Here is a 12996-nt window from a genome sequence, read left to right as displayed (position 1 = left end):
TGCCGACAGCAGGATTTGGGCCGATTTGTGACGAAACGCGGTGATTTGTCGGAATTGACTGTAGGGTTTGGCGGATCTCGCGCAAACCCTTGTTGGATCGGCAGTAAAAGTGTTCCAGCAAGTTTCTGGTATGGCTTGCGGGAACACTTTTTGCCGAGCGGTCGTCTCAGTCCTCCTCGCAGCTGGCGAGTGCTTCCTCCAGGGCTTCGCGGGTCTCGTCATCGAGGCCTTCCCTCAGCCTGGCGATCACCGCCTCGCTGTAGCGCATCTCGCCAAAGTTCAGGAACGACACGATCGCCTCCTTGACCTGGTGATTGCTGTCTCCCGCCAGGGTCAGCAGAATTTCCTCGCTGGTGACTGGAGGGCAAAGACCGAACAGGGTATGTGCCAGCGCGACACGCACGTTGACGTCAGGGTCGTTGGCCAGGGTCTTCTGCACCACCGGCAACAGACGGGGACCGTAGCTGCTGCCCTTTTCGCTCAGGGTCTTGCGCACCTTCACTTCGCTGTCCCGCGCCAGCGCCAGTTGCACATGGGGCAGCAACTGGGCGTTACCGGCCAAGGCCATGCGCACACTGGTTTCGCGATCCTTCAACAGGCGCAATTGCACGTCTTCGCTGAGGGCCCGACCCCACAGATAGGCTGGTTGCGCGGCAATGGCCTTGCGCACGCTGGCGGTATCGTCCTGGGCGAGAGCGTGCTGCAGGGCAAGGCTCAGATCCGGGTATTCGGCCAGCAGCGCGCGGACCTCGTAGGCGCTGTCCTCGGCGAGGATCGCTTGGGCCGCCAGGCTCAAGATGAACCCCGAACGACCACCCGCCTGCTTTATCAACTCGGCGCGGACATCCTCGTTGCTGTCTTCGGCGAGCGTCATCTGCGTCCGCTTGCCGATATGCGGGTTGCCGGCCAGTGCCAGGCGGAAGGTGGACGATTGCTCGTTGCACAGCCGCGCTTCGATATCGGCATCGAGTTTGCGGCGCTTGATCAGCGCCACCCGTACCGTCGTGGTGGAGTCCCTGGACAGCTTGACCACCAGCTCCGCACTCAGCTTCGAATTACGGGCGAGCGCCTCGCGAACCGGATAGTCGGTATGCCGGGACAGTTTCTCCTGCAACGTCTCATCGAGCGCCGGATTCGCCGCCAGTGCCTTCAGTACCTCCTGGGACTTGATCCAGGTGTCGTAATGACTCTCCTGCAAGTCCTTCGGCAGGCCGGGATTAGCGGCCAGGGCGAGGGTTACCTTCGACGGTTCATGGGTTACATACCAGGCGCTGGTTTCAGTCGAAGCGACCGCATGCTGGCCCAGTTCGCGCATCACCTCCTCGCCGATCACGGGATTGCCGGCCAGCGCTTCGCGGACCTCGTCGAAGCGGCTGCGGGTCAACTGCAGATATTGCGGCGTGGTCAGACTAGAGTGGCCGGCCAGTTTCACCTGTACCTGCATCACATCCTTCAACAGTACGGCAAAGACCGGCGCCGCAAGGCTCTCGTTACCCGCCAGATCGGTACGCACCTGAACGTCGTTGTCCTCGGCCAGCACGGCCTGGATTGCGGCACTGGTGTCGGAACTGCGGGCAAGGGCGCAGCGCACATCGTTTTCCGGGTCCAGGGCCAGGCGTTGCTGGATGTCCTGGCCAAGGCAGGCATTGTTGGCCAGCTCGGCGCGCACCTTGGGATTGTCGTCGAGCAATTGCTGGTGAATGTCGTCGAACGAGGCGTTGTACCAGGCGAAGCGCTCGCGCACGCGGGATTCCGGGTCGCTGACCATGCGCTGCTGTTGCTCGGCGGTGAGCGTTTTGTGCCAGAGCAGCACGTTTTCGCGAACCTCCACGCAGGGATCGCTCAGCAGGATATCGATGGTCTGAGGATCGATCTCGGCATTGCTGGCCAGCGCTTCGCGTACCGCAGGCTGCGGGTCTCGTGCCAGCAGGGCGAGCAGTGCCGGGCCGGCCTGCTCGTTGCCGGCCAGCGCCTTGCGCACGTCGACCGATTCGTTCATGACGAAACCCCGCAGGTGCAGCGGGCTCAAGGCAGTGTTGGCCGCCAGGCAGCCCTGTACTCTCTCGACATCCTTGACCAGATACTGGAGCGTTGCGCTGGCAAGGGCAGGGTGACGAGCCAGGGCCTTGCGCACTTCGACATGGGCATCCTGCGCCAGCAACAGTTGGGCAGGCGCACCGGTATTGGGGTTGCCGGCCAGCTCCAGGCGTACGTCCACCCTGCCATTGGCCAGTTCCAGTTGCACCGCGTCGGGCAGTGACGCGTCTGCGCTACGTGCCGCCAGGATCCTGGGCACGTCGGGGTCCGCATCCCGGGTCAACGCCAGTTGCACTGTTTCGCTCAGGGTCGGCAGCCTGGCCAAGGTTGCACGAATGTCTTCGTTCTGGTCCCGCGACAGCATCGATTGCGCCTCGCTGCATAGTGCAGGGTTCGCAGCCAGGGCAAGGCGCACGGCGTCATGGTTGTCCTTGCCGAGTTGACGCTGACCGTCGTTACCCAGGTGCCGGTTGCGCGCCAGGGCCCGCCGCACCTCCATATCCTTGTCCGCCAGCAACTGCTGCAACAACGGCTCATGGCTGCTCTTCAACGCCAGTTGCAGGCGATGCTCCGGTTTCAGGCCAAGCCACTGGAACTGCGACGCCAGCAGATCCTGCGGTGCATGGGGATGCACGCAGGCCAGATGCAACAGGTCGCGGTCGAAGTCGTCCTCGTCCTCGTCGATATTGATCCGCAGGGTCAGCACCCGCTCCGGGCAGTTCGGGTTGCGGTACACCGCCTCGCGGATTTCCTCGACCGGGTCGGCCGCCAGTTTTTCCAGCAGGTCGTCCGGGCAGTCCTCGTTGCGCGCCACTTCCTCGCGGCGCAGGGCGTTGGCGCTTTCGGCCATCTGGATCATCTGCGCCACGCTCAGGCCGTCACAGGCAGAGGCGGGCTTGAGCTTGAGCCGTTCGAAGATTTCCTCGTACTCGGCAACCTTGTCGCGCAGGGTTTCGCGCAACGGCACGGTCGCTTTGATGGCCGTTTGGAGATCGTCGAAGCACAAGGCACGTTCGCGGAGGAAGGCTTCTTCCCGGGCTTCGTTGATGGCGTTCTGGATGTCCGCACCAGCGTAATCGCGGCACTGGCTGACCAAGTGGCGCAGTTGCTCGTCCTCCAGCTCCAGCGCTTCGTCCTTGAGGTGGATCTTGAGGATCGCAGCACGCTCGGCAGCATTCGGGAAGCCGACGTAGAAGACCTCGTCGAAGCGGCCCTTGCGCAGCAGTTCCGGCGGCAGTGCGGCGACGTTGTTGGCGGTGGCGATGACGAACACCGCACCGGTCTTTTCCTGCATCCAGGTGAGGAAGTAGCCGAACAGCCGCGAAGACACTTCCGAGCCGCTGCCGCTGGTCATGCCGACGAAGGCCTTTTCCAGCTCGTCGATCCACAGGATGCACGGGCTGACCGACTCGGCCATGCTCAGCGCGCGGCGCATGTTGTGTTCGCTTTCGCCGACGTACTTGCCCAGCAGCGAGCCGATATCCAGGCGTAGCAAGGGCAGCTTGAAAATCCCGGCTGCGGCCTTGGCGGTCAGGGATTTGCCGCAACCGGGCATGCCGGCGATCAACACGCCCTTGGGCGCCTGGACCCGCGCCTCGCGCGCTTCGTCGAGGCGCCGGAAGATTTGCGCACGGCGATCGAGCCATTCCGTGAGGTCTTCCAGGCCACCGATATCGCCAGCCTTCTCGCTGGTGCGGACCATTTCCAGCACGCCACTCTTGGCAATGATCTGTTCCTTCTCGCGCTGGATCAGGGCCAGGGCAACATCGTCGATCTCTTCATGCTGCAGGCGCACCATCGCCAGTGCCGAGCGGATCTCCTCCTGACTCAGGCCGCTGCACGCGGCTTGCAGGCGCAGGGGCTCGGGTACCCGCAAGCCGCACTCCCGGGAAATCGCCTCGATCTGCTCGCCGATTTCTTCGCCACGGGGCAAGGGCAGCGGCAGCAAGGTGATCTGCGCTTCGATCGGCGCCGGAATGTGCAGGGTCTCCGAGACCAGCACCACTGCCGCCGTGCCGCGATGATGGCGCTGGATGCGGTTGAGCAACTGCTTCAGCCGCGCCACTGCCAGTGGCTGGTGTTCGAGGGCGCTGCGGGCGTCCTTGATGATGAACAGCTTGCCGTCCAGGTCATCGTCGAGCAGCGTCGGCAGGCTGCTGGCCAGGTCGATCTCGGCGCCCTGGCTGCCCCGTGGCTGCTTGTTGAAGAAGTCCACCCAGCCGTAGCCGAGGTTCCATTCCTTGGGGCTCAGTTGCAGGGTCGCGGCGATGTCCTGGAGCATGGCATCGACCCGCGCATCCTCCCCGGACTGGATGAACAGCCCCGGGTAACCGGCGACCAGGTGGGATTTGATCTTGTCCTTGAGTTCGAGCAGGTTCATCGGCGCTTACCAGGAGAAAAGGGAAGAGGCGAAATCGCGCAGGCCGCTGGCGGCCGACTGCATTAGCCGGGCGCCACCTTCGAGGACCCGCGCGGCGGTATTCAGGGCGGTGCCGACCAGCGATTTGCCAGCCTTGTAGACCAGTTCGCCGACCTGACCTCCGGCGATGCCGCCAGCCACGCCGCCGACGAAGCCGCCGATCACGCTGCCCACCGGCCCGAGCACGGTACCCAGGCTGGCGCCGAGGGCCGCGCCCTTGGTGGCGCTGGCAATGGCCATGGAGGTGGTGACCGTGGTGTTGCCGATAGTGTCGAGGGCTTCGTCGCGGGTCAGTTCGCCCTTGCCCAGCTTGTACAGGGCCTTGGCGTTCTGCAGGCCGACGCAGACGATATTGGTCACCAGCCCGGCCGGGGTGCCGCGCAGGGCGGCGCCGAGCCAGCCGTTCTTCACTGCCACCACCACCGCACCGGACACCGCCACCTGGGCACCGGTTTCGCCGGTACTGCGCAGCGAGCTTGCGAAGAACGCCTTGAGTTCGTCGTTGGCGTCGGGGTTTTCCTTGCCCGTCAGGCTGTTCCAGGCACGCCGGGCGAGGATCCGCACACCCTGCAGGCCGACGCTGATACAGGCACCCACCAGCGCTTGCTTGCCGATCTGCTTGGCGATATCGATCCGGTTGGTATCGCTCCATTCGTACTGGCGTGCTTCCGCCTCGGCCTGGGCCTTGGTTTGCAGGGCCTTGGCTTCCTCCTTGGACAGCGGCTTGGACTTGACCCCATCGACCTCGATCACTTCGCTGCTGTCGGCCACATCGGCGCCGTGACCTTCCGGCACCAGGCGCTGCTGGTCGGCGTAGTCGCCATTCTCGAACTGGCGCTGGGTGGCGCTGGCGTCCGAGCCGTACTTGGACTGGTACTTGCCGACCACCTTGCCATTGCCGTCGACGATCTCGATGTCCACCGAGTTCAGCTCGCGGGAGTTGACCATCCGCGCCCGGTACGGGCTGCCCTTGGTGGTGGCGTCGATATTGAAGGTGTCGACGTGGTGCTGTTCGGCGATAAAGCCGTCGAGGTTGGGGTTGAGGCTGATCGCGCCGCCCTGGGTGGTGACGATGCGCCGGGCGTTTTCGGTGGCTTCGGCCAGGGCCTGGTCGATGCGTCCGGCATATTGGCCGACGTGGATCGAACCGCTGACCCCGGCGTTCTTCTCGATCTCGCCGGCCAGCCAGGAGGCCTGGCTGCGGCCCTTGTCCAGATGACCTTGCAGCGACTCGCGGGACTGGTTGAAGGCGCGGGTCGACTGCATCACCTCGCGGCTGGTGTGCAGCAGGTCGTCCTCGTTCTTCCACAGGTCCGGGTACTTGCGAAATTCATCGCTCAGCCACTGCTCCAGCGGCTTCTCGCCGCGGGCATTGCAGGAGGCGACGAACGAGGCGATCACCGCGCTGGTCTTGCCGGCGTTGTCCTCGTTGTCGAACAGCGCACCTTCAATGCGCCTGGCCTGGTCTTCGGCGACCTGGTCGAAATCAAGGCTGTGTTCCGGGTCGTTTTGCTGGCCCAGGTTCTTTTCCATATCGGCGGTCATTGATGGTGTCCTGGTCTAGTGCAGATAGTCGGTGAGCTCGTCGCGCAGCTGTTGCTGCAGCCAGGCGGGCTCGACAATGCGTACGTGGGGAATCCAGTAGCGGATGATCGGCAGCAGCTGGTTCGGGTGGTTGACCTGGCAGCGCAGGAGCAGGCGGCCGTCGGCCTGCTGTTCGATCAGTTGCTGTTGCGGCAGCACATTGCGCCGCAGGAAGTAATAGGCGTTGCTGGCAGCGACCTGCACGGTGACTTCAAGGCGGTCCTCGCTGAACCAGATGTCATCGTCCTGTTCGATCCGCGCCTGGGTCTGCGGGTCGGGGACGAAGGTCTGCTCGGTTACCCGCAGCGCCTCGATACGGGCGAAGGCGAAGCTCTTCAGGCGGCCGTCCTCGCTGGCGGCGAGGTACCAGATGCCCTTGTTGTGCACCAGCCGGTAGGGCTCGATGCAGCGTTGCTTGCCGGTGTAGTCCAGCTGGCAGCGACGGCGTTGCTCGATGGCCCGGCCCAGCTCGCGAAAGTCGCGGCTGTCCGGGCGTTCGGCGGCGAAATGGCCGTCGCGGACGAGGAAACTGGTCGGGCCGGGCTTGAGCAGTTCCAGCCAGGAGCGGCGGTCGCTGGCCGGGAACAGCTGCTCGACCCCGCTGATGCGGGCGAAGGTGCGCAGGTCGGCAGGGGAGAGGCTGCCACGGTATTGCCCGGCCAGTTGGTAGACGCCGTCGTCGCCAGGCTCCACCGCATCGCCGAGGCGGTTGAGGTCGCGGTAGATGGTGCGCTCGCTGACCCCGAAGCGTTCGGCCAGTTGCAGGCGGGTAGGGCGCTCGCCGCCCAGCAGCAGGCGCAGGATATCGGCGAGGCGCAGGGCCAGGGTGTCGTGGTCGGTGGCCGCCATGGCGGGTCCTTGTCGATGGGCTTGGCGGCGACTCTAGCGAGGGCGACTGACAGGTCGTGTCAGTGGCACTGACAACGTTTAGAGCGTCCCTGCCGGAAAAATGGCGACAATAACCCGGATGCTGGCTCAGGGCCACTTCATTGGCCTGAAACTGCAACGCGGACGCTGTGGGAGCTGGCTTGCCAGCGATTGCTGCAGTGAATTCACCATCGCATTCGCTGGCAAGCCAGCTCCCACAGCGTCCGCGTTTCACAGCTTGTAACGCTTTGATGGGTGCCTCTGCGACACCACGCCGCACCCTTCCGGCGCCCTGCGCTGGCCCCTCCCTGCCTCGCATGACAAAATGCCGCCTCGCAAAAAACCATGAAATGAACAGCTTCCCTGCTGAAGCGTGCACCTTCCCGAAAGGATGGTTACATGAACGATCTGATGAGCCGGCGCACTGTTATCGCCGGGCTCGGCCTGGCGGGGCTGGCAGCCCTGACCGGCTGCGATACGACGCCCAAGCTCGATTTCAAATACGGCAAGGACCTGAGCAACAAGATCCTCGGCCGCTCCTTCAAGCTCCAGGATGTCCACGGCGATACCTACGCGCTGTCGAGCTTCTACGGCTCGATGCCGATGGTGTTCTTCGGCTTCACCCAATGCCCGGCGATCTGTCCGACCACCCTGGCGCGGGCGGTGCAGATCAAGAAGCTGATGGGCCGCGATGGTGACTTCCTCAAGGTGGTGTTCATCACCCTCGACCCCGAGCGCGATACCCCGCAGGTCCTGGAAGACTACGTGAAGGCCTTCGACCCGACCTTCACCGCACTGTCCGGCACCCCCGAGCAGATCGCCGCCACTGCCAAGGAATTCGGCGTGTTCTACGAGAAGGTGCCGCTGGGTGACAGCTACACCGTGTCGCACACGTCCACCAGTTTCGTCTTCGACTCCCGCGGCCGCCTGCACCTGGGCCTGTCCCACTCGCTGACCGCCAAGGAATGCGCCGAAGACCTGTTGACCCTGATGGAGATCTGCTGATGCTGCCGATTCGTAAAACCCTGGCCGTGCTGGCCCTGTGTGGCGCTGCCCTGCCGGCGCTGGCGCAAACCACCGTGGAAAATGCCTGGGCCCGTGCCACCGTGGCCAACCAGCAGTCTTCCGGTGCCTTCATGACCCTGGTCGCCGACACCGACAGCAAGCTGGTCGCGGTGCAGTCGCCGGTGGCAAAAACCGTGCAGATCCACCAGATGCAGATGAAGGACGACATCATGAGCATGGGCCCGGTGGCGTCCCTCGACCTTCCGGCCGGCAAGCCGGTGACCCTGGATGTCGATGGCTACCATGTGATGCTGATGGGCCTGGTGCAGCAACTGAAGGAAGGCGAGCAGGTACCGCTGACCCTGGTGATCGAAGACGCCAAGGGCACCAAGGAAAATCTGCAAATCCAGATCCCGGTCCGCTCGTTGACCAGCGGCAAGCAGGAAATGCACCACGACCACGGTCACATGTAACGCCCTCGCGGGGCCCGTCGTGGCCCCGCTTTCTTGCGCACCAAACAAGCGCCTGCTGCTATTTCCCGCCACCCGTCCGGCCGCTGCGAATCAAAGCGAATCCCTGCACCGCCCTGTACTCAGACCTCATGTACGGCACACGTCGTGCACCCTTCGTTTTCTATGAGGTGAAAGATCATGGCTAACAATGAAAACCGTACTGGCTCCAAGCAAGGTGGCAACCCGGGCAACTTTGCCAATGACCGGGAAAAAGCCTCCGAAGCCGGCCGCAAGGGCGGGCAACATTCGGGTGGCATGAATCAGGACCGGCAGAAAACCCAGGACACCGGCCGCAAGGGTGGTCGCTCCTGATGCAGTAACGCAGTAATTGGCGGGGCATCGCGCATGCCCCGTCCGTCTGGCGCATCGAGGCCTGGCTTTGATGCGCCGTTTGCTTTTGCGGAGGATGCCGTCATGAACCACGGTACAGCCCTGCTTCTGCTGACCGGCGTGCTGGCGCTGGGCGGCTGTTTCGACAACTCCAACCATCCGGGCAAGGATTCCGATCCGAGCAAGCCGTCGCTGCAGATGCAGCAGCCGCAATCGGAAAGCCCGGCCGCGCAGTTGGCCCCAGGCAAGGACAGCGACAACTGATCGTTCATTCCCAGGAGTCCGCCATGCCCCGTGCAATCTGGAAAGGTGCGATCAGCTTCGGGCTGGTGCACATCCCCGTCGCCCTGGCCTCGGCGACGAGCGAGCAGCGGGTCGATTTCGACTGGCTCGACCAGCGCAGCATGGACCCGGTGGGCTACAAGCGGATCAACAAGGTCACCGGCAAGGAGGTGGCCAAGGAGCATATCGTCAAGGGTGTGCAGGTCGAGAAGGGCCGCTATGTGGTGATCAGCGAAGAGGAGATCCGCAAGGCCCGGCCGGAGGCGACCCAGACCATCGATATCTTCTCCTTCGTCGAGGCCGGCGAGATTCCCTTGCAGCACTTCGACACTCCCTACTACCTGGCGCCGGACAAGCGTGGCGGCAAGGTCTACGCGCTGTTGCGCGACACCCTCGACAGCACCGGCAAGGTCGCCCTGGCCACCCTGGTGCTGCATACCCGGCAGCATCTGGCGCTGGTGCGTCCACTTGAGGACGCCCTGGTGCTGATCACCCTGCGCTGGCCCGATGAAGTGCGTGACCTCGACAGCCTGGAGCTGGACAGCAGCGTCACCGCGGCCAAGGCCAGCAAGGCCGAACTGGACATGGCCAAGCGGCTGGTCAAGGACATGAGCAGTCACTGGACGCCTGGGGATTATCACGACGTCTTTCGCCAGACCATCATGGACCTGGTGCAGGAGAAGGCCGACAAGGGCAAGGTCAGTGTGGTCGAGCAGGGCGAGGAGGAGGGTGGCAAGGGCGCGGATATCATCGACCTGACCGAATTGCTCAAGCGCAGCCTCGGCGGCAAGGCCAAACCGGCGGCGAAGAAAAAGGCACCGCGCAAGGCCTCCTGATTGCTGGCGCGGACCTTGTGGGAGTCGGCTTGCCGACGATGAGGCTGGCAGCCACACCCTCGATCTCAGGGCATCAACGACCTCAGATAATCCCCAAACCCCTCCCGCGCCCGACCGTCCATGCGGCTGCTGGTAGCAACGCTGTTCATCGCCGTCCAGACGATATGCGCCCCGCAGGCCAGCAAATCATTGACCAGTTGCACATCCTCATGCGCCGCCAGCGGACGGAATCCGCCCACTCTTTCGTAGGCCCTGGCGCAGATGCCGAGATTGGCGCCGTGGATATGACGATGACCCTCGCGCATCTGGTAATGGGCCAGGTAGCGCTCGCGCAGGGTCTGGTCCTGGTCCGGCTGCCACTGTGTGATATGCACCGTGCCGCAGACCGCATCCGCCGCGAAGCCCAACTGGCAGAGCAACCAGCCTTCAGGCACGCAACTGTCGGCATCGGTACAGGCCAGCCAGCGGGCGCCGCGTTGCAGCATGTGTTCAGCGCCGGCCCGGCGTGCCTGGCCGACATTGCGTGCATCCACCTCAAGGATCTGCACGGCAAAACTGCGCGCGACCTCGGCACTGGCATCGCTGCAGCGATCCAGTACCACCAGGATCTCCACCTGGTGCCCGGCCGCTTCGGCGGCGCGGGCGGCGACGTGAATCGCGGCCAGGCAATTGGGCAGGCTGGCGGCTTCGTTATGCGCGGGGATGATCACGGCAATCATGGGCAGGTCTCGTCGAGGTCGACCAGGCTGGGCCGGCAACTCCAGTACTCGAGCAAGAAGTCCGCTTCCTCATGGCGCAGCACCCGGTACAGCGGCAGGCGCTGCTCCAGCAGCGCATGCACCTGGCGCCCGTCCTGCGGGCAGCCGTCGATCGGGTGCAGCCAGTGGCAGGCGAGCAGCCCACCGTCTTCGGCCAGGCTGGCCACGGATTGCTCGATCACCTGCAACCAGTGTTCGGGATCGAGGTAGTAACCGATTTCACCGAGCACGATCAGGTCGAAGCATCCTCCCGGCCAGTCGCCTGGCAATCGTCCCTGCTCGACCCGGACCTGTGGCAGCTGCGCCAGACGCTGGCGAGCAAGCGACACGGCGGTGGTATCCAGGTCGTGGCACAGCAGTTCGGCGCTGCGCTCGGCCAGGGCCGCGCTCAGCTCGCCATTGGCACAGGCCGGTTCGAACACTCGCGCGTAGAACTGCCGCGGCAAGCTGGCCATGATCAGGTCGCGCTTGCGCTGCTCGTACCAGCGGCTGCGGAAGGCCCAGGGGTCGTCGCTGGCGGCGAACAGCTTGGCGAAGTACTGCGCATCGACACTCATCGGAACACCAGTTCAAAAGGTTGCATCAGGCATTCAAGGGTCGCTTCCGGCAGCACCGGCGGACTGTCGCCGTCGGCTTGCAACTGGCTGACATGAGCCGTGATCGCCTGCTGTTTGCGTTGCAGCGCATCGCCATCCAGGCGCACCTTGAACGCCCGCTCCCAGGGAATTCGCGAATCCTCGGGCTGTGCCCAGTACCAGGCCCATACCGGGACCTCCAGCAGCTCGACGCCCTTGGCCTGCGCCGCCCGGGCACAGGCCCGACCGACCGCTTCGTGATCGCCGTGACCGTCGCCGCGCCAGGTGCACAGCAGTTGGTCGCCGCTGTGCAACAGGTGGCCGAGGTGGTTGACCAGGAAGGCTTCGTCGCGGGCCACGGCACTGTCCTTGAGCGCCAGGCGTTGCCAGTCCAGCGCCTGCACATCGAGGCCAAGCTTGTGCAGGGCGTTGCGGCTTTCCTGCGGGCGCTGGCGGCGCAGGCGATGCTCGGTCCACTGGGTCGAGCCCGGATGGCTGGCTTCGCCGTCGGTGACCGAGATCAGCAACAGATCCTGCTCGCGCCCGCGGAAGCTGGCGAGCAGGCCGCCACAGGCCAGGATCTCGTCGTCAGGATGGGGCGCAACCACCACCAGGCGCTGGCCGGGCGGGCACAGCTGGTCGGGTTCGATCCAGGTAGCACGGGCCAGATGGGCCGAGTGCTGCCATTGCTCGGCGCGGGTGGCCGGGCCCTTGAACAGGTCTTCGCTCATAGCTGCCATGCCCCTGCCGGCAACTGCGCCAGCTGTTGGCCAAGGACGGCGAGATCGCGCTCGGCATGGCTCTGGCGCAGATACACCGGCAGGTCGGCGGCGAGTCGGGCGAAGTGGCTGTTGTGGCAAAACGGCGTGGCCCCGAGGGCCCGGCCGACATGCTCGATCACCTGGCTCACCGCCTGTTCCACTTGTGCCCGGCACCGTCGTACCTGCAGCTCAGCGTCGCCACCGGGGTTGGTGTCGATCGCGGCGGCACATTCGCGCAGGGCTGCACGGGCCCCGCACAGGGCGGCATCGACGGCGCCCAGATGGGCATCGGCATGCGGGTCCGGACGCGGTTTGCGGCAGTGTTCGCGCAGGTAGTCGGCCAAGGCTTCGGCCGCACCGTACCAGCACGCAGCGATCCCGCCGCCGCCATGCCAGAACCCCGGGCGCGACAGATATTGCCCCGGCGCGCCGATGGCCTGGGCCGGCGAACGGTTGAACTCGATCACCACGCTGGTGGTGGTGGCCATGCCCACCGCCTGCCAGCCCTCGGCGAGAATGCGCTGGCTGGGATGGGACAGCTCGATGGCGACCAGTTGCGCTTGATCGTCCTCGTCCCAGGCGGTCAGCAGGGCGTTGTCGATCTGCAGGGCGCCGGAGCACCAGGCCTTGCAGCCTTCCAGCAGCACCTGGTCGCCGTCACGCCCGACGATCCGCGTGCGCGCATCCGGCGGCTCGGCCGCCCATACGCCCCAGATACCCTGGCCGACCTGATGGCTGGCCGCGCATTCGGAAAGAATCGCCAGGGCATCGGTATGCCCTTCGTACAGTTTGGCCAGGCTCAGGTCGCAACCGGCGACCCGGGCCAGGGTCTGCCAGCGCTGCAGGGTGTGGCCCTGGCCGGGCAACGGCAGCAGGTCCAGATGATCCTGGCGCAAGGACTGCAGGATCAGCGGCAACTGGGTGTCCAGGTGCAGCGCCTGGGGGCGCTGGGTGAAGCTGCGCAGCAGGGTGTCCAGACTGCCCAGGTCGAAGTCCTGGATGATGCTCATGGGCGTTGCTCCTGGTCGTT

At 64.8% G+C, this 12996-nt stretch carries 12 protein-coding genes; 5 read left to right on the top strand and 7 right to left on the bottom strand.

Features of this window, described 5'->3' with window-relative positions:
* Positions 1-166 precede the first annotated feature (166 nt).
* The 3 genes from ACODSK_RS02030 to ACODSK_RS02020 are packed head-to-tail and all read right to left on the bottom strand — an operon-like array spanning position 167 to position 6889.
* Positions 167-4417, bottom strand: a complete 4251-nt coding sequence (locus tag ACODSK_RS02030; protein ID WP_489013494.1) for an AAA family ATPase — start codon at positions 4415-4417, stop codon at positions 167-169.
* Positions 4418-4423: 6 nt separating this feature from the next.
* Positions 4424-6001 carry a hypothetical protein gene (locus tag ACODSK_RS02025; RefSeq protein WP_489013492.1) on the bottom strand — a complete coding sequence of 526 codons (1578 nt, stop codon included), beginning with the start codon at positions 5999-6001 and terminating at the stop codon, positions 4424-4426.
* Positions 6002-6016: 15 nt separating this feature from the next.
* Entirely contained in the window at positions 6017-6889 is an 873-nt protein-coding gene (locus tag ACODSK_RS02020) for a helix-turn-helix transcriptional regulator (RefSeq protein ID WP_489013491.1), read from the bottom strand.
* A 417-nt stretch (positions 6890-7306) separates the two neighbouring features.
* Here ACODSK_RS02020 and ACODSK_RS02015 point away from each other — a divergent pair, with 417 nt between their 5' ends.
* From ACODSK_RS02015 to ku, 5 genes are all read left to right on the top strand, one after another.
* Positions 7307-7912: an SCO family protein gene (locus ACODSK_RS02015; RefSeq protein ID WP_489013490.1), complete on the top strand. Its 606-nt coding sequence runs from the start codon at positions 7307-7309 to the stop codon at positions 7910-7912.
* Entirely contained in the window at positions 7912-8385 is a 474-nt protein-coding gene (locus ACODSK_RS02010) for a copper chaperone PCu(A)C (RefSeq protein ID WP_489013489.1), read from the top strand. The genes ACODSK_RS02015 and ACODSK_RS02010 overlap by 1 nt, the downstream gene beginning before the upstream one ends.
* 177 nt (positions 8386-8562) lie before the next feature.
* Complete coding sequence (locus ACODSK_RS02005) at positions 8563-8736, top strand: con-10 family general stress protein (protein ID WP_330075391.1); 174 nt, start codon at positions 8563-8565, stop codon at positions 8734-8736.
* Between the two features lie 102 nt (positions 8737-8838).
* The gene (locus tag ACODSK_RS02000) at positions 8839-9018 is read left to right on the top strand and encodes a hypothetical protein (RefSeq protein ID WP_489013487.1); all 180 of its coding nucleotides are present in this window, start codon (positions 8839-8841) and stop codon (positions 9016-9018) included.
* 23 nt (positions 9019-9041) lie between these two features.
* Positions 9042-9872, top strand: coding sequence for a non-homologous end joining protein Ku (gene ku, locus ACODSK_RS01995; protein WP_489013485.1), 831 nt, complete (start codon positions 9042-9044; stop codon positions 9870-9872).
* A 65-nt stretch (positions 9873-9937) separates the two neighbouring features.
* On the opposite strand, the gene ACODSK_RS01990 is transcribed toward ku, so the two are convergent.
* The 4 genes from ACODSK_RS01990 to ACODSK_RS01975 are packed head-to-tail and all read right to left on the bottom strand — an operon-like array spanning position 9938 to position 12976.
* Positions 9938-10591 (bottom strand): glycosyltransferase family 2 protein, encoded by a 654-nt coding sequence (locus tag ACODSK_RS01990; RefSeq protein WP_489013483.1) that lies wholly within the window; start codon positions 10589-10591, stop codon positions 9938-9940.
* A complete protein-coding gene (locus tag ACODSK_RS01985) occupies positions 10588-11187 on the bottom strand; it encodes a class I SAM-dependent methyltransferase (RefSeq protein WP_489013481.1) in 600 nt (199 codons plus the stop codon). Before ACODSK_RS01985 ends, ACODSK_RS01990 begins: the two co-directional genes overlap by 4 nt.
* Positions 11184-11936, bottom strand: coding sequence for a PIG-L deacetylase family protein (locus ACODSK_RS01980; protein ID WP_489013480.1), 753 nt, complete (start codon positions 11934-11936; stop codon positions 11184-11186). The genes ACODSK_RS01985 and ACODSK_RS01980 overlap by 4 nt, the downstream gene beginning before the upstream one ends.
* The gene (locus ACODSK_RS01975) at positions 11933-12976 is read right to left on the bottom strand and encodes an acyl-CoA dehydrogenase family protein (RefSeq protein ID WP_489013478.1); all 1044 of its coding nucleotides are present in this window, start codon (positions 12974-12976) and stop codon (positions 11933-11935) included. The genes ACODSK_RS01980 and ACODSK_RS01975 overlap by 4 nt, the downstream gene beginning before the upstream one ends.
* Positions 12977-12996 lie beyond the last annotated feature (20 nt).

Source organism: Pseudomonas sp. FG98 (assembly GCF_057808595.1).
The sequence above is the reverse complement of the archived record's forward strand: the minus strand, read 5'-3'. Positions and strand labels throughout refer to the sequence as shown.